Consider the following 17,139-nt stretch of genomic DNA (forward strand, 5'->3'; position numbering starts at 1 on the left):
CTCCTTTCAGAATTTCGAGCAATTCAAGATCATCCATAAGAACCCGGTTCAGCCGCAATGGATTCGCAGTTCTCATTATAGGCATTTCCCGCCGATGTTCAAGCACCAGGTCAGCAGAGCATTTTTATCCGCCGACCAAGAGCACGGTCCCTTCCTCCCACTTGAGCGTGGACGAGGGCGCTTCCTTCCTGCGGACTTGCTCAGCCATATCGCGGACGATATCCATGCGCCGCCCAGCCGCCCACGGATATGCCTTGTCCCATTCGGCGTCCGTTTTCGGAAACCAGATGATGGCGAAGGTACCCTCGCCGCCGAACTCCCAATAAAACTCGCAGGTATTTTTCTTGAACAGTGAGCCTTCGGTATATTGGATCGTGCCGGAGCGACCTTTGGTGATGATGTTGACCTTCGCCATATCTAAAGCTCCTCAAGGAGTGGTATCGTCTTCGAGCGCGTGGATGATGGCAAGTATAACGCCATCAATTTCGTTCATCACATCGTTGTTCCAAAAGCGGATCACTAGTTGACGCCCAACTGGTCGTTGCAGATGGCTGCCCAGAGTTTGCGTATGGCGGGGGTAAGTTCTTTTCGCAGCTCGATGGCGTGGGTTCTGATTTTGGGGCTGCTCCTGGGTGGGCGCGGCATTTCTGCCCCTCCCTAGCCCACCCCAAATGCGACCCGCGAAGTGCGGCGGGTCGCACACGCATCTGTAGGAGTGACTCGCCTGGGGCTGACTTGCGCCTTGTCTGGCTAGACTCTCTTGCTTGACAATACGCCCGATGGCATTGAAGAGTCGCCCCTACCCATTGAAAGCCTCGCTCAACAAGGACTCAAACAACCCCTCGATGGTTCGACACGCCCTATCGGGCAGTCGACACGCCGCCCGCGTAGGGCAGAGAGTAGAAATTCGAGAGTAGATAAAAGTGATTATCATTCTTCATCGTCATCGCTCTCAATCCACTTTTTCAATCTATCATTAACATCGTCTATCACTTTAAGTAGATGCTCATCCACTATCCATTCACTTCCTTGCGAATCGATGATGTTTAGCTCTGGTGGTGCAGGGGGTTCAGGAATTTCTATTCGAGTTGGGAAAGGCAGGCTAAGCCAGTGGTCATATGCTTCTTGCATTGGGCGATAATACTCTCGATGTTTCAATAATTTTTCGCCCAATATCTTTCTCCAAGATGTAAGCGCATTAGATACTTTCCCCTCTTCGACTTGTACCAGCATTTTCTCAATCAAACGTGCCTCACGAATCAAAGCATACTCGATATGGGGTGACGGTTGATATTGCAAATGGAATCTTCCGTCTTTGTCGACTTCAAAGTTGCTGACATGTTTAATGCGTTCCTCAACAATTGGAAGTCGGCGCTCAAGAAATTCGCGTTCTAACAATTTATCTCCCATCTCCAAAACTCTCCGCCAACAACGCCTCAAACAACCTCTCGATGTCTCGACAGGCTCGACACGGCGCCTGCCTCCCCGCCTCGCGAGGCTCAAACGCCGAGTTCCTCCCCCGCAGGGACTCGATGCCTCGATGAACTCGACACGACTCCCGCGCCACCATGCCCGCAAACTCTTCTTGCAGGCACGATATCAATAAAATATTTTCGATCTTGACTTTGGAATGGTCGCGCAAATACCATCCCGCGGCTTCCAGTTGCGGATCAATCATTTCCTTGCGCGTGCGTTCTTCGGAGAGTTTGCGGAGCATATCAACCGTGTCGTTTGATCAAATTCCCTTCGTGATCCGCCAGCCATACACGCCCATCCCGAGCAAGACTAGCAGGTGAATCAGATAAGCAACCCCGCCGATGCCCGACAAGTCCGCCTGGCTGGCATACCGCAACAGAGCAACGAGCGCGAACAATCCTGAAACGATATAGGAGATGGACATTACCCGCACCCGGCTCCAGTCATTCTCCCGCATAGATTGCAGGTTTAGCGCCCCAAAGGACAAAAACCACGCGGAGAGGGCGCGGGCAGTGAGCGGAGTCAACGCCCAGGGCCAGAATGGAATCAGGGCTTGCGGCGCGAAGAAGAGTCCCAGCGCGATCACAATTCCAACTGCGCCATGAACGGTCAGAACCAAGCGAAACCAGGCTGGCAGGCTCGCTGTATGCTCGGAGTCCGCTCCGGGAAGGCGTTGTTGAAGCCAGGCGGCCGCCACCAGCTCGACGGGAAAAAGAACATAGATCCCCAGCCAACTCCAGGCTGCGGCCCGGGTCAGCCAATTCTGGCTGGCAAGATGGAATTTATCGAGATGCAGAAGCGTAGCCGCAAGCGTAACGAACATGAAAACCAGCAACCCCACTGCGGGACCGCGCACGCGGGCCCAATCCGTTTCGCGCGCGGACAAGTATCCGAAGACCATCGTCCCAAAATAAAATCCGCCCAGGGTGGCAGCCGTGAGTGAAGATTGGATCGTCCAGGCGAAATATACATCGGTCTGGCCGGAAAATACAAACAACTGGATGCCTGCCACGAGGCTGAGAAGACTCCCCAAACGGAAGGAATTTCGAAACCAGGGATGAATCTGTTTCACCTGCACGATGCGCCTCCTATGTCGTCATGGTCATGCAAATGCCATCCCGCACGTTCCAGCTGCGGGTCGGGTCTTCACTGATCTTACGTGCGCCAGCGGTTTCATCCTGGAGAGAATTTTCCAATCGGTCTCGGGGGAATTATTTTGCATGGTCGGTCACCTTGGATTGGTCACGCAACCATCAACCCTCCCGTTCCAGCCGCGGGCGATGAGTGCCAGTTTAGGACGGGACAAATGCCCGCCTAGCGACAATCGTTGTATCGATTATAAGTTGAAATTATCCATCCCATTGCGCAATAAAACCATGAATCGCGGGTGCGCGCCTGCACACACCACCCTCATGCCGATGCAGCGAAAGGCATCCTATTCCTCCCTACAGCCCCATAAGCATCCTGAAAATCAGCCGTGACAACCTGACTACTATCTCCCATACATCCTCGAATAAGGATGCCATCAGGATGGCAAGAACCAGATCGAGAGCAAGCCGCCACCATACGTTCGACGGCCGTTTGCTGAAGACGAATTCGATCCACCTCCAGATCTGCGGCATGAGCAGCAACATCAGGAAAAAGACCACTGTCATAATTGGGATGGTGGTGTAGCCTGCGACGATAATGTAGAGAAAAACGCCGACTGCGGAAACTGCAATCAGCGCGCTGATCAAACGCCAGAGCGGGTTATTAAGCCGGCTTTTCTGCCAGGCAGGTTTAATTTCATCAGGTTCGTTTTTTTGAGTCATATTCTCCTTACCAATTTATAAATTACCATTTACAACGCTGCGCTGTAAGAACGAATCTACCATGTTAATGAATCGTCCGCCTGCCCTGCAAGCGCGATCACTTGAGTATCACCCAAATAGCCAGGAAAACAGCCAGAGAGCAACAAATTCCGAAACCACGCATGGAATCCGCTTCAAATTTATTTGTACGCATATTCTTCACCTGACCTCCAACCGGTACACCCTCACGCCTTCCTCATCGAAAATCAAGCGGAGATCCAAGTAAGGGTCATAGACTTCAATCGCTTCCGTTGCAGCGATATGCCGAATATGGAAAAATCGCGCTGCATGGCCATCCTTTCCCGATCCACACTATGGCGCAGATGATCTCATCCGAAAAAACAAGGCCACCATTAAAATCTCAATGCCGAAAAGCGGGAGAAGGCTTTTCGCCCCGGTTAGCGAAAAAATATCCAAGCCGCGGTTGTTCATCAGTTCGCCGCCCAACACATTGGGCAGGCAGATATCGTAAATAACAGACCCGTTATAAATTGGAATCATCTTCCCTTCGAAGACCATTTCGAGGTAGGCCGCCAGCCCCGTCTCGGCGCTGGCGGCGATGAGCAGGTTTTGAAATAGAGAGACAGCGGCTGATGCGAATAAGACTGGAGCCAAGCGAATGGGAAGGAACGCCAGCGGGAGCGCAAACAACGGAAGGATCGGTATGATATGACGAGGCGTGAAAGAGACACCTCCCCACCACATGTAATAGCCTGAAATCACCAACAAGTAGACCAGGATCGAAACCAGGCTGAATGCCAGTTCGGGCAGGAACCGTGTTTGCCGAGCCATAAAATAATAACCCACCACACCCAGTAGCAGGATCGGGCATTGCCAAAAAATGCCGAACGTGGGATGCAGGGTTTGATAATAGAACACCAGCAGATCCGGCGCGCCAATGCCCATCAAGTTCGCGGCATGCGCCTCCTTGAAAGTTTCGTCTGCTTCATGGAGATAACCGAGAGCAAGAGGGGTCCCATATATGCTCAGGTTGTAAAGCGCAAGAAGCACCACGGGAATCGCAATGCCTGACAGGAGGGATGCGTAGATCCCCATATTCCAATGCTGGCCGATGGAATAAAGCGTAAAAATAATGTAAACAATCAGGGTGAGAATGAGGATAAGCGTGGGATATTCGGTAATAACGGCGAAACCCATCAGAAAGCCGGAGAGAAACACCAATGCGGGTCGGGCAGCCGCTGCTCCCCGGATGCTGAACCAGATCGCAAAGGCAAGAAAATACAATACTGCGGCAAGCGTGTGCCCATAGAAGGCTGTTGCGTATTTGAACAGGGGCGTCCCCAAACATATGCCCATGGTGACAAGGAAGGCAACCCACTTTCCACCATTAAGGCGTCTCACCAGTAGATACAATACTGGCGCAAGGAGAGCCGACGGAAAACCAATCGCCCAAAACGTGATCCACTCGCGAAATAGCCGAGGGGTAAGGCGGATGTCCGATTTATAGTAAATCCAACGCAAAGGATAATAAACCGCCGTCCCCAACACCGAAGCGCCGATCGCTTTATCGGAATAATAATGCCCATCATAGTAAGCTTTATCATTTGTGTATAGTTCCGCGTTGTGATAGGAATCGATCTCCAGCCTCCCCTCATCAACAACAGCTTTTACCAACGCCAGCCGCGAATTGATATTGACGTCACGTTCGCTCGAGATGTATCCATAGGCAACAAGCGCGATAAAAAAAATGATCACCGCTTCCCGTATGTATGTCGAATTACCAATGTGCTTCATGCGCAGGGATTCTACACGTTTGCCTGTTGGAACGTCAATCCTGACATCCGGAGAAGCATGATTTCCTCGAATCGCCATGAAACAACCAATCTGGGCGCCCATGCGCACTTCAATACGTACCCAGTTTTCATTCAAAACCGAGGATTTAAATCGGTTTTTTCAGCGTGTCCCCAGTCTGTAGATTCTTACCCCGTCTTCATCGTAGATCAGTTGGACATCCATAACAGGATCAAATACCTCGATCCTCTCTTGCGTGGCTATATACCTTATTCGATATTCCTGCCATAAGATGCGGTAATCACCCGCGCCAATGGCATCCCTGATGTCCTTCTCGCGCTTATACAGGCTGGAAGGTATCCGCGCGGTGTACCCGAAGACAAGCGGCTTTTCATGGTAGGTCTGGTAAAACAAATGCAAGTATTGATTCGACGCTGCCCGGTCGAGGACAATTTCGCCTTCCGGCAATCCGGCTAAAAATTTCACATAGCCCGGCGCTTCGACCGAAGTTGCGGGTAAAGGCGCTGGAAGGGTTTCGAAGATCACCAAAAGAAAGATGAGGGCAATCAATACCTTTCGCGACGGTTCAGCGGAGGTCAATTTGCGAATCCCCATCGCGAACAGGACAGACCCTGCCAGGACAGACATGATGATCATCCGCACTGGAACGCCGGACATTTCAATAAAGGGAACGAATCTCTCCAGGAGGGCATAGGGCATGGGAATCCCTGTATTCATCCCGCCGACATGCAAAACTGGACCGAACGCCATGATCAGGAAAACTAACCAGCAAGCGAACCAGATTTTTACCCGCCAGCGAGTCTCGTCATCGAACGACTTACGAGACATAAAAAGGTAAACAACAAACAGCAGGAGCGACCAACCGGGAAAGACGCTAATCTCCGCCGGATCGCCCGGAAGGTTCGTCCATAAGAACCGAGTCCACTCACCGAAACGCCAACGTTCACCGGGGATTAAGACCGAAAGCAGGTCCAGGGAAAACTCAGCAGGGTCGTGCCCACCCAGGAAGGGACTGCGAATGGCAGCCAGCACCAGAGGGAAGACCACGGGCGCAAGGAGAATAACGCTAAGCACGCCAAATATCCCAAACGGAATTGCATGGTTATTTCTGAACGGAAAGAAAATATCCTTCATTTGAATCATCCGTCCAAGGACGATCAACCCACCCAGCAGTAAACAATAGAACAGATAATAAAAATCGCTTAGAAGGACGAGCCACAACGAGACTGCCGCAGCAACGCCTACAAAGCTCCCGGGTTTATTCGTCAGGACATAAAAACACAAAACAAAAAGCGGAATCCATTCGAGGGTGATCAGGTTCAAGTGTCCGTCAAAATGCGTAAAGTGGTACGCTGAAAAGGTGAATAGCCAGCCTGCAATAAGGCTTCCAAAGGCAGATCTTGAGAAATAATACCCCAGCCAGTAGGCGGTCAGTCCGCTCATGACGAAGGAAAAAATAACGATGAGATTATGCGCTTCGAGCAGGGGCATGAATCGGGTCAGAAGAGAGGCGAGAAGCCCATTGAATGGCGTAAGTGTATGCCCCAATAAAGTGATCCCAAACGGCTGGTGAAGCATATCCGTATGCCAGAATGTCGAGTACTCAATGGGATGTGTAACAACCCGCTCAACCCACCACAAGTTCCAGACACCCATCAATCCATCGCCGTCATCAGTGAAGAAATGCGTCTCAAAACTCAGTATGAGGGGATAAGTAAGAACGATGAATGAAATCGTAAAAAACAAAACGGGCAGAGCAAAATATTTCCAACCGTTGAGCATAACTTCCCTGACCTTGAAAGATTCAAAAGCCATGCGAAGATTATATCTCCAACCTCTCACGGACCAACAACAGCGGATGCCGCGCCTCGACTCCCGCCCCATGCTCGATCTGCATCCGGCACGCCGCGCCGCTGGAAACCAGTTCACTATTCCCCATTCCCTTCTCCCTGATCTTCGGCAGCACGCTCAATTCCCCCACCTGTATCGAAAGTTCGTAATGCTCAGCATCGAATCCGAACGTGCCTGCCATGCCGCAGCAACCCGCATTGATCACACTTGCATCATATCCAAAGAAGTTCAACATCTCAACGGTGGCAGCAACGCCTGTTGGCAGTCCGTCTTCCGCAGGGGCTTCTGCACGCTGATGGCAGTGAGGATGAAAAGTGATATGCTTTTTTTCCTCTTCAAAACTCAGTCGAACGATCCCCAATTTCCCCGTGTTGACTACACGCAATATAAATTCGTCAACCAGCCACACACGCCTTGTGAGTGACTCGATCTCCTCACTACGATTCGGCAACAATGCCCGATACTCATGTTTGAGGCAATACACTTCGGGAGGTTCGCATCCGACGACGCTCAAACCTGCTCCCCCATCCAGCCTGTGGATTTCGCCCAAAACTTTCCCGGCATGACTCCGCGCTGCATCGAGGAATCCCTTCGAGAGCAGGGATGCCCCGGCTCCGATGACCGGGAGAACTTTGACTTCATACCCAAGCCTGTTGAGAATCGCGATGGCGGCTTCTTCCACTTCCGGTTCGATGTAATGAGAGAAGACATCGGATAAAAGTATGACGCTTTCGCCCGATACCACGTCACGCTTGAAGCGTGACCTGCGGGTGAATTTCGGGAATTGTCTTTGACGGGCTATTCCCAGAGCACTGGCAATGGCTTTGCGAGACCAATGCCGCTGCGTGAAAAAATTCGCCAAAGGGGCAATGGGACTGAGAAGGCGGGCGGCAATGTGGAAATAACCAAAGAGATAATCGCGCAGCGGGCGGCGGTGCGATTTGTAGTACTGGTTCATGAATTCGTATTTCAACTTCGGCATGTCCACGCCGCTGGGACATTCGGAGGTGCAGCCTTTGCAGGCGAGGCAGAGATCGAGAGCCTGAAAGGTAGCTTCGATGATGTCATTGCGAGGGGGGAGTTCTTCCCTACGAAGCAATCCACTCTTCAAGTCGGAGATCGCTTCGCCTCCGGCTCGCAAAGACATTAATCCCCGCAATAAATTCGCCCTGCCACGGGTGGAGTTGGCTTCCTCTCTTGTTGCCTGGAAGGACGGGCACATCACGCCGGTTGTTTTTCTACAAACTCCCTGCCCGTTGCAGGATTCGATGGCGCCTTCCAGCCCTCGTTCATGAGTGAAATGCATAACGGGTTCCCATGCTTTCGCCCGGTAACCCGCGCCGTATCGTAGATTCATGTCCATTGGCGGCGCGTCGAATAACTTTTTCGGGTTCAGGATATTATCGGGATCGGCGGCTTGTTTCAACAGGCGCATTGCCTTCGTCACTTCAGGTCCGTAGGTGCGCTCTATGAATTCACCGCGAGCGATACCGTCTCCGTGCTCGCTGCTCATCGCACCGCCGAGACCCATCGTCAGCGCAAAGACCTGTTCTGCAATCTCGCGCATGAAGCGCACGCCTTCGCCCTTTTGCAAATCCAACACCGGGCGGATGTGCAAACAACCCGCGGAGGCGTGGGCGTAGATCCCTCCAAATGTGGCATGTGCTTCGAGAATCCGCTCCACTTCGCGGACGAAACCGCCAAGTCTTTCCACAGGAATCGCACAATCCTCGATAAAAGCAACCGGCCGGGCGGATTTTGGTTGTGAATCCAAAATCCCCAACCCCACTTTGCGGATATTCCAGATCTGAGCCTGGTCCGCCGTTGTTTCGGCTATCGCCGATATCCCGCCCAATTTCCGAGCTGAATTCATCAACGCAGACGGATCATCCCCGCTAAACTCGACAACGAGAATAGCGGCAGGATCTCCCATCACCCAGCCCATTTGACGCGCGTAGTGTGGAATGCTCCTTGCGTTGCGAAGAATCAATCGCGGTATTAATTCGATCGCGCTCGGGTCCATTCCCAATAATCGCGGAACGTCATCACATGCTGATGCAATGCTCGAATAAGACAATACTCCGAGAATGGTATGTTTCGGTTTGGGGACGAGCCTGACCTTGAGTTTTCGGATTACAGCAAGAGTACCTTCACTGCCCGCCAATAGATGTGCCAGGTTCCAGGTATCAGGCGCCAGGTCGGCGGGATACGAGTCACCTCTCCATTGAGGCGGCTCTGCGGCGGACCAAGGCAGCAAATAATTAAGTCTATAACCAGCCGAGTTCCGCCAGGACTTGGGAAAGGTTTTCTTGATGGCTTCGGCATAATTCGCTTTGATTTCATTCACGGCGGAAATAATCTTCAGTTCCCGATCCCCGTTACCATTTGTGCTTTTCACTATACCCCACGAGCTTAAACTTCCATCGCTTAAAATTACTTCCGCTTCCAACAAGTGATCAGCGCTCATGCCGTACAAAATGGAATGTGCTCCGGTGGCATTGTTGCCGATCACTCCGCCCATGGTGGCGCGTTCGGCGGAAGCGGGGTCGGGACCAAATATCAATCCATGTTTTCCGGCGGCACGGTTCAAGTCCGCAAGGATGACGCCGGGCTCGACGACGGCAAATTGTCCTTCGTGATCTATTTCAAGGATCGAATCGAGATGGCGGGAACAATCCAGGATCAACGATTCGCCGATGGCCTGACCTGCAAGCGAGGAGCCCGATCCGCGCGGGAGGATAGGGATTTTGTGTTTTGCCGCAAACTCGACCGCGGTATGAAGGTCGTCCTGTGTTTTGGGAATCGCCACCCCAAGCGGCTCGATCTGATACGACGAGGCATCCGTGGAATATAAAAGCCTGGAGGCAGGATCAAGACGAAGGTCGCCTTTGAAGCGTGGTCTTAATTCCTCGAGAATATCCACAAAACCTTACCTCGTCCCTGAGGGGTTTCGGATCGAGATATCTTTTTGAAACAAAAAGGTCTCGAACAGCAAGCCGGTAATGAACACCAGCAAATACAAATGAAGCAGCGTCATGATGCGATATGGAAGTTGATCGAAATCCAGGTTGTAGCCGGTAAGGTAACCGTAAAGAAATACGCCGTAGAATACTGCGCCGCCGAGTAGGACAGCCCGATTCAACCCTTCCATTTTTTGAAGGAAGAGAACAGCGGCTATGGCGAACGGATAAAAATGATACAGATAGCGTTCGTGCGTGCCCGTTAGGAGAAGATTGAAACCCAGGTTGACCAACGCGAGATGGACAAGCCAGAAGCAAAGGTGCCTAGAGGTAAATGCGCGATTCCCGGTTTTGTATTCCCCGACGTGAAAATAGATCGCCGCAGCCGACAAAAGCAGGACGCTCAGCAGGAACAAGGCAATTCCCACTTTGTAAGGAATCAAACTCAGGCCAAAAACAGACATCGGCTCGCGAGAGGAGCCAAACGGGTCGTCTGTAAAGACCGACCAGATATTGAAGCCGAACGAAGAGATCGTGTCGCCATGACTACTGCCGGTCGCAAGGACGTAATGAAAGTGGGAGAGATATTGGGGGTCGAATTCGAGAAGCGAATCAACAAGCAGAATCGGAGTTATGAATGAAAGCACGAGCACAACAAGGGAAAGAAGCGCGCCTGTCCACCTGCGCGAGATATGAATGATGTTTGCAACCGCCATCGAACCAAGGGAAATCACGCTGAAATAGACCAGCTGCTTGGTCATCAAAAGGCAGGAGAGCAAAAACCCGAGCGTTAGCGCAAGGACATAGTTCCGCCAGGGTTTCGAATCAGGGATTTCGTTGAGTCTTGCCGCCAGTAGAAGGAAGAACAAAATCAGAAGCTGCCCGACGTTATCGATCTGCCCCCAATAGGATGTGCCGATCCATGACGACGGCAATAAACCGACAACGCCCGCCCAGAACGGCGCGTCTTTGACCTTCAGCGTTTTGAGCAGGTAATAAATGACCACGACGTTCAACAGGTCGATGAAGGCAAGATAGTAGCGAAATAGACCCATCATCCCGTCAAAGTCGCGGATGCCCAGCGAGTCCACTGCCCCGGCTGAAAACATCATACCCAGGAACGGATAGTTGCAATACATGCAGTTAATGTAAATGCCTCGTGCGCCTTTCGCCCAATCCTGTGACCAGCGGAGAAATGCATCCAGGTCGTCCGGCTGGAACCAGGTCGGATAGACGAAGATAACAAAAGCCGGGAAGAACAGCCCGGCTATGAAGACTATCTGGTATTTATATTGGATCGCTTTTTTCGCCCAAATCATTTTTGGCTCATATCGATTTTACGTGCAGACGTAATAGAACGCCCGCTGCGCAGCTCTACCGCTTGTACCAGCCAAATTCCTCGACCGCATCCACCATGGCAAGGATGTTCTCCGGAGGGACGTCTGCCATGACGGTGTGGACGGCGGCGACCATGTACCCGCCTCCCTCTCCAAGGATGCCGATATTGCGCTTCACCTCTGCGCGGACATCTTCCGGCGTGCCGAACGGGAGGGTATTCGAGGTGTCGATGGCGCCGCAGAAGACAAGTTGTTTGCCGTATTGTTTTTTAAGCTCTTCGAGGTTGGACATCTTCCCGGCGGAGGATTGGATGGGGTTGAGAATGTCGATGCCCATTTCGATGAAATCCGGCAGCAGGTCGAAAACGTCGCCGTCAGTATGGAAGAAGACCTTTGCCTTGGTGCGCGCCTTGATGAAGGAAATATAGTCCGCGTGGATGGGCTTGACCAGTTTTCGGTACATCTTTGGCGAGAGCATGAGACTGGTCTTCATCCCAAGGTCGTCGCCGATCTTGATGATGTCGATCACGTCACCGCATTCGTCGAGGAAATGTCCCATCAGGGTTTTGCAGAGCTCGGCTGTCTTTTGCAGGAGGGCAACGGTGAAGTCGGGATACCTGCCCATGTTGTAATAGAAGTGATCCATTCGCTGCATTTCATAACCGCGTTCGACGGGAAACGCCAGCCAAGGAGTGCCCATGATGGCGTATCTATTTTCCCCGTGAAGTTTCAGCGCCCGCTCACGGACATGCGCCACGCGGGTGGGGTCGTCCATATCAGGCCAGGGATATTTCTCGAGGTCTTCGATGGAATGGGTTTCCGCCAGAGGATGGTAATGCGGGAACCAGGAATCCTCTGCGGCCTTGACAACACCGGAACCCCAGGAGTTGTAATACATCGAACCCGGCTCGCGGTTGGCATTCTTTTCGATGATGTGCTGCGGCTCGCGGTCCCACACTCCGCGGATGTCGGCGTGGAGTCTTTCGAGCACCTCTTCATCAACGAGCGATGCGCCTAATTCGGGGAAATCGTAAATATATCTGTCCGGAGAATCAACGCTGAGGAGTTTTTTCAACCTGCGGTAGGCAACCATGTTAATACCGGTGGCATTGCTCGCGCCGATGACAATCGGCACACGGTCGGGAACTTCGTGGTTGATCGTTGCAATTACACGTTCGCGGGATGTGAGGGACATGGGAACCTCGATTTACGATTGGAGCGCTGCATAGGGCGCGTTCTCTTACGCGCCCGCCGACGTTAGAGAACGTCGGTTACGCTATTTCGCCTTACCCTGGTTGGCGACGGCAGCCGCTTTTTTGGCGGCTTCTGCAGGGTCGCCGAGATAATAATTCCTGATGGGCTTCAAGTCTTTATCAAGTTCATAGACCAATGGCAAGCCAGTGGGAATGTTCAATTCGGTGATCTCAGATTCAGAGATATTGTCGAGATATTTCACCATGGCGCGGATGGAATTTCCGTGCGCAACAACAAGAACGCGCCTGCCAGATCTGATCTCCGGCGCAAGGGTTGAATTCCAATATGGCAGCACACGTTCCAGCGTAATCTTAAGCGACTCGGTGGCCGGCAACTGCCCGGGAGTCAAAGAGGCGTAACGTCGGTCAAAACGCGGATGACGCTCATCGGTCAACTTCAATGCGGGCGGAGGAACATCATATGACCGCCTCCAGATCTTCACCTGCGCCTCACCGAATTTTTCCGCCATCTCAGCCTTGTTCAATCCCTGCAGGGAGCCGTAATGACGTTCGTTCAACTGCCACGCGCGGACGACGGGCAGCCAATCGAGATCCATCAGATCCTGGATGATGTTCAAGGTTTTGACAGCGCGCTTCAAGACCGAGGTGTAGGCGATGTCGAAATCATACTTTCCATCGAGCAGGAGTCTTGCCGCTTCGGCGGCTTCGGCTTTACCGCGTTCGGTCAGGTCGACATCCGTCCAGCCGGTGAAGCGGTTTTCGAGATTCCAGGTGCTTTGTCCGTGACGGACCAGAACGAGTTTATACATCGATTACTCCTCGAAATGTGATCGCGCAAATTATAGTCCAACTCTTTCGCTCATAGTAAAATCAGGCAATGTCCAACGAAGACATCACCCCTGTCCGAAGGCAATACCTCGAAACGAAGAAACAACATCCAGATGCGATCGTCTTCTTCCGCCTCGGAGATTTTTACGAGACCTTCGATGAAGACGCCGAGATCACCGCTCGCGAACTAGATATCGTCCTCACCTCGCGTCCCGTCGGCGGCGGCGTGCGCGTCCCGTTGGCGGGCATTCCGTATCATGCCGTCGAAAATTATCTCTCACGCCTGATCGAAAAAGGCTATCACGTCGCAATCTGTGAACAGATCGGAGAAGTGCCTGCAAAGGGGTTGGTCGAACGCAAAGTGGTGCGGGTTGTGACTCCGGGGACAGTGACGGAACCTGGTCTCCTGCCGGGTGATGCGAATAACTATCTCGCTGCTGTGATCTTGGACTCTGGCGCCTCATCCTCAGGGACAGCTGCTTCTGTTTCCTTTACCGATGTCACGACCGGAGAGTTCGCCGTGACCGAACTTCCGCTCGAGGCTTTGCGCGCCGAGCTGACCCGCCTGCACCCGGCTGAAATCCTCCACCCGGATAATCAAAAATTACCCGAGGGTATTATCGGTCACACCACCCCCGTGCCCGCCTGGAAATTCGAACCGGGAAAATGCCACGAGACGCTTTTGACTCAATTCAATGCATCCACACTGGATGGCTTTGGACTGAAAGCGAACAGCCTCTCCGTCCGCGCGGCGGGGGCGATCATTCAATATCTCAAAGAGACCCAACCCGACGCGCTCAATTTATTGAACTCCCTTCGCTCTTATAGCCTAAACGAGTTCATGACGATTGACGCATCCACCCGCCGCAATTTGGAATTAGATGAAACCCTTCGCGGAGAAAGAAAAGGTTCCCTGCTCGGCATTCTCGATGCCGCCATCACGCCGATGGGCAAACGCTTGATCCACCAGTGGGTCAGCCAGCCATTATTGAATGTTGAAAGGATCAACAAGCGTCAAAATGGCGTGGAACATTTCGTACAGAACGGTATGGCGCGGGCGGAACTGAGGGAGGCATTGAAACCCATCGCCGATCTGGAACGGCTGATAAACCGGGTCATTGCCGGGCAGGCGCAGCCGAGGGATCTGGTCGCGATGAGGGGGACGCTGGGAGTCCTGCCTAATGTTGTCAAGACATTGAATGGTAGTGGAAAGTGGAAAGTAGATGAAGCGCAAGGGGAAAGAGGAGAGAGGAAAGAAGTCGAATTGCCCAAAGTGGATTTGTTAGGCGAGCAATTATCGTTGCTTCAAAACGCTTTGGACGACGATCCGCCCGCGACGCTGCAAAACACCGGCGTGATTCGCCCCGGATATTCGGCGGAACTCGACGGCGTGATGGATGCCTCAAAGCATGCCCGAGAGTGGATCGCCACTCTTGAATCTGTCGAAAGAGAAAAGACAGGCATCAAGACTCTCAAGGTAGGATACAACAAGGTCTTCGGGTATTACATCGAAATCTCGCGCGGTGCGGCGGAGAAAGCCCCGGAACATTACATCCGCAAGCAGACGCTGGTAAATGCTGAGCGTTTCATCACCCCGGAGATGAAGGAGTACGAAACGCTGGTCCTGAACGCGGAAGAACGCATCAAAGAGATCGAAACCCGCCTGTTCAAGGAAGTATGCGCCGATCTGTCAAAGACGGCAAATAAGGTTCTCGCCACGGCGCGCGCCATCGCCACGCTGGATGTTCTATCCGCTCTCGGCGAAGTATCCGCTTTGAACGGCTACGCCAAGCCCGAGGTCCACGAAGGAAGCGATCTGGAGATTCATGAAGGCCGGCATCCGGTCGTCGAGCAATTATTGAAATCTGAACGATACATTCCGAATGATGTCATCTTTGAAAAAGGCGAAGTGGTGCGCGTCATCACCGGACCGAACATGAGCGGCAAATCGACCTATCTTCGTCAAACCGCCCTGATCGTGCTGATGGCACAAATGGGTTCGTTCGTGCCGGCATCCTCGGCAAAAATCGGTCTCGTCGATCGCATTTTTACCCGTATCGGCGCTCAGGATGAAATCCACGCCGGGCAGTCCACGTTCATGGTCGAGATGGTCGAGGCGGCGAATATCTTGCATCACGCCACGCCGCGCAGCTTGTTGATCTTGGATGAAATCGGACGCGGCACTTCGACGTATGACGGTTTATCCATTGCGTGGGGTATGATCGAATATATCCACAACCATCCGCAACTACGGGCTAAGACCTTGTTTGCGACCCACTACCACGAATTGACACAACTCGCAGAACTTTTGCCAGGCGTGAGAAACTACAATGTGGCTGTCAGCGAAGCGGATGGCAGGGTTGTTTTCCTGCACAAGATCATCCCCGGCGGAGCGGATCGCTCTTATGGGATCCATGTAGCACAACTTGCCGGATTGCCCGCGCCTGTCATTGGGCGCGCCAACGAGATCATGATGGAATTGGAAAAATCGGCGGCGCGCGGCGTGAAAGTCGACCCGAACGCGGCGCAACAAGCTGCGCTCTTCCCGGAGACTAACCCGTTGCTGAATGAATTGAAAGACATCGACGTGAACGCCCTGTCCCCCATCGAGGCGTTGAACAAACTATTCGAGTGGCAGAAAAAGTTCACACAGCAATTTTCTAACAGGCAAAATCAATGACTTCCCAATCATTGGAAATCAGTGTTGTATTACCGTGTTTGAACGAAGAGCGGACCGTGGGGTCATGCGTTGAAAAATCGATCCATTTCCTGAAGTCTCAGGGCATTCCCGGCGAAGTGATCGTGGCAGACAACGGCAGCATGGACCGGTCTGTGGAACTTGCGCAGAGAAGCGGGGCAAGGGTTGTTCATATCGAAAACAAGGGATACGGCAGCGCCCTGCGCGGAGGATTTGAAGCATCACGGGGAAAATACATCCTGATGGCGGACGCGGATGAAAGTTACGACCTGACGAATTTGATGCCTTTCATCGAGAAATTGCGCGAAGGCTACGATCTCGTCATGGGGAACCGCTTCAAGGGGGGAATCAAGAAAGGCGCCATGCCCTGGCATCATCGTTATATCGGGAATCCCATCCTATCCTTCATTGGGAAATTGTTCTTCAAAAGTCCGGCGAACGATTTTCATTGCGGTTTGCGAGGATTCACGAAAGACGCCATTATGAAAATGAACTTACAGACCACCGGCATGGAACTGGCAAGCGAAATCGTCATCAAAGCCTCCATCCTCGGCATGAAAGTTTGCGAAGTGCCCACCACACTCTCGCCTGATGGAAGGGATCGCCCGCCTCATCTCCGCAGCTTCCAGGATGGGTGGCGGCATTTGAGGTTTTTATTCTTATACAGTCCCTCGTGGTTGTTCCTGTATCCGGGCTCGCTCCTGGTCACACTTGGCGGGATAATGAGCGTGGCACTCTTCTTTGGTCCTGTCAATATAGGTTTTCGTTATATAGACTTCCACACCTTCATTGCAGCGGGAGCAATGGTATATCTTGGGCTAAACTCACTCTCTTTCGCCGCAATCACCCGAATTTTCGCTTTTCAGACGGGTCTGTTGCCACGCACACCACGCTTTTTCTCATTATTCAAATACATAAACCTAGAACGAGGAATTTTCGCAGGCGCGGTCATCATTCTATTAGGATTAATTCTTATAACACGGGCATTGGCGCTCTCCTCGAACTTTGCCCAGATAGGGTACAACAATAGCATACGGCTCGTTTTTGGTGGGGTGCTCGCGTTTACAAGCGGCTTCCAAATACTCTTCACCAGCTTTGTACTTAGTATACTTGGGCTGAAGGTGTACAAGCAATAATTTCATCTTTTAATGC

Annotated in this window: 13 protein-coding genes; 2 read left to right on the forward strand and 11 right to left on the reverse strand. The window is 52.3% G+C overall.

Going from position 1 to position 17,139, the window contains the following annotated elements; translation table 11 throughout:
* Window positions 1-124 precede the first annotated feature (124 nt).
* The 11 genes from HS100_17715 to gpmA all read right to left on the reverse strand — a co-directional run bounded on the left by HS100_17715 (window position 125) and on the right by gpmA (window position 13,270).
* Window positions 125-415 (reverse strand): hypothetical protein, encoded by a 291-nt coding sequence (locus HS100_17715; GenBank protein ID MBE7435758.1) that lies wholly within the window; start codon window positions 413-415, stop codon window positions 125-127.
* A gap of 515 nt (window positions 416-930) precedes the next feature.
* A complete protein-coding gene (locus HS100_17720) occupies window positions 931-1,410 on the reverse strand; it encodes a hypothetical protein (protein ID MBE7435759.1) in 480 nt (159 codons plus the stop codon).
* Entirely contained in the window at window positions 1,400-1,717 is a 318-nt protein-coding gene (locus tag HS100_17725) for a hypothetical protein (GenBank protein ID MBE7435760.1), read from the reverse strand. The genes HS100_17720 and HS100_17725 overlap by 11 nt, the downstream gene beginning before the upstream one ends.
* Before the next feature lie 18 nt (window positions 1,718-1,735).
* Window positions 1,736-2,554 carry a hypothetical protein gene (locus tag HS100_17730; GenBank protein ID MBE7435761.1) on the reverse strand — a complete coding sequence of 273 codons (819 nt, stop codon included), beginning with the start codon at window positions 2,552-2,554 and terminating at the stop codon, window positions 1,736-1,738.
* A gap of 367 nt (window positions 2,555-2,921) precedes the next feature.
* On the reverse strand, window positions 2,922-3,287 hold the full coding sequence (locus HS100_17735; GenBank protein ID MBE7435762.1) for a hypothetical protein: 366 nt from the start codon (window positions 3,285-3,287) through the stop codon (window positions 2,922-2,924).
* 351 nt (window positions 3,288-3,638) lie between these two features.
* Entirely contained in the window at window positions 3,639-5,183 is a 1,545-nt protein-coding gene (locus HS100_17740; GenBank protein MBE7435763.1) for a glycosyltransferase family 39 protein, read from the reverse strand.
* Between the two features lie 57 nt (window positions 5,184-5,240).
* A complete protein-coding gene (locus HS100_17745; GenBank protein ID MBE7435764.1) occupies window positions 5,241-6,914 on the reverse strand; it encodes a hypothetical protein in 1,674 nt (557 codons plus the stop codon).
* A 7-nt stretch (window positions 6,915-6,921) separates the two neighbouring features.
* Window positions 6,922-9,873: an FAD-binding protein gene (locus HS100_17750; GenBank protein MBE7435765.1), complete on the reverse strand. Its 2,952-nt coding sequence runs from the start codon at window positions 9,871-9,873 to the stop codon at window positions 6,922-6,924.
* A 6-nt stretch (window positions 9,874-9,879) separates the two neighbouring features.
* Window positions 9,880-11,229, reverse strand: coding sequence for a hypothetical protein (locus HS100_17755; protein ID MBE7435766.1), 1,350 nt, complete (start codon window positions 11,227-11,229; stop codon window positions 9,880-9,882).
* 55 nt (window positions 11,230-11,284) lie between these two features.
* Entirely contained in the window at window positions 11,285-12,442 is a 1,158-nt protein-coding gene (locus tag HS100_17760; GenBank protein ID MBE7435767.1) for a hypothetical protein, read from the reverse strand.
* An 81-nt stretch (window positions 12,443-12,523) separates the two neighbouring features.
* Window positions 12,524-13,270, reverse strand: a complete 747-nt coding sequence (gpmA, locus tag HS100_17765; GenBank protein MBE7435768.1) for a 2,3-diphosphoglycerate-dependent phosphoglycerate mutase — start codon at window positions 13,268-13,270, stop codon at window positions 12,524-12,526.
* Between the two features lie 68 nt (window positions 13,271-13,338).
* On the opposite strand from gpmA, the gene mutS reads away from it, so the two are divergent.
* Window positions 13,339-15,969 carry a DNA mismatch repair protein MutS gene (gene mutS / locus HS100_17770; GenBank protein ID MBE7435769.1) on the forward strand — a complete coding sequence of 877 codons (2,631 nt, stop codon included), beginning with the start codon at window positions 13,339-13,341 and terminating at the stop codon, window positions 15,967-15,969.
* The gene (locus HS100_17775) at window positions 15,966-17,123 is read left to right on the forward strand and encodes a glycosyltransferase family 2 protein (GenBank protein MBE7435770.1); all 1,158 of its coding nucleotides are present in this window, start codon (window positions 15,966-15,968) and stop codon (window positions 17,121-17,123) included. The genes mutS and HS100_17775 overlap by 4 nt, the downstream gene beginning before the upstream one ends.
* The last annotated feature ends 16 nt before the right edge of the window (window positions 17,124-17,139 follow it).

The sequence above is a fragment of the Anaerolineales bacterium genome, from assembly GCA_015075725.1.
Taxonomy (GTDB): Bacteria; Chloroflexota; Anaerolineae; order Anaerolineales; family Villigracilaceae; genus Villigracilis.

Excerpts from the sequence above, each read along its gene's own strand:
- HS100_17715 (MBE7435758.1), bottom strand. The coding sequence starts at position 415 with ATGGCGAAGGTCAACATCATCACCAAAGGTCGCTCCGGCACGATCCAA.
- HS100_17720 (MBE7435759.1), bottom strand. The coding sequence starts at position 1,410 with ATGGGAGATAAATTGTTAGAACGCGAATTTCTTGAGCGCCGACTTCCA.
- HS100_17725 (MBE7435760.1), bottom strand. The coding sequence starts at position 1,717 with ATGCTCCGCAAACTCTCCGAAGAACGCACGCGCAAGGAAATGATTGAT.
- HS100_17735 (MBE7435762.1), bottom strand. The coding sequence starts at position 3,287 with ATGACTCAAAAAAACGAACCTGATGAAATTAAACCTGCCTGGCAGAAA.
- HS100_17740 (MBE7435763.1), bottom strand. The coding sequence starts at position 5,183 with ATGGGCGCCCAGATTGGTTGTTTCATGGCGATTCGAGGAAATCATGCT.
- HS100_17745 (MBE7435764.1), bottom strand. The coding sequence starts at position 6,914 with ATGGCTTTTGAATCTTTCAAGGTCAGGGAAGTTATGCTCAACGGTTGG.
- HS100_17755 (MBE7435766.1), bottom strand. The coding sequence starts at position 11,229 with ATGATTTGGGCGAAAAAAGCGATCCAATATAAATACCAGATAGTCTTC.
- HS100_17760 (MBE7435767.1), bottom strand. The coding sequence starts at position 12,442 with ATGTCCCTCACATCCCGCGAACGTGTAATTGCAACGATCAACCACGAA.
- gpmA (MBE7435768.1), bottom strand. The coding sequence starts at position 13,270 with ATGTATAAACTCGTTCTGGTCCGTCACGGACAAAGCACCTGGAATCTC.
- mutS (MBE7435769.1), top strand. The coding sequence starts at position 13,339 with ATGTCCAACGAAGACATCACCCCTGTCCGAAGGCAATACCTCGAAACG.
- HS100_17775 (MBE7435770.1), top strand. The coding sequence starts at position 15,966 with ATGACTTCCCAATCATTGGAAATCAGTGTTGTATTACCGTGTTTGAAC.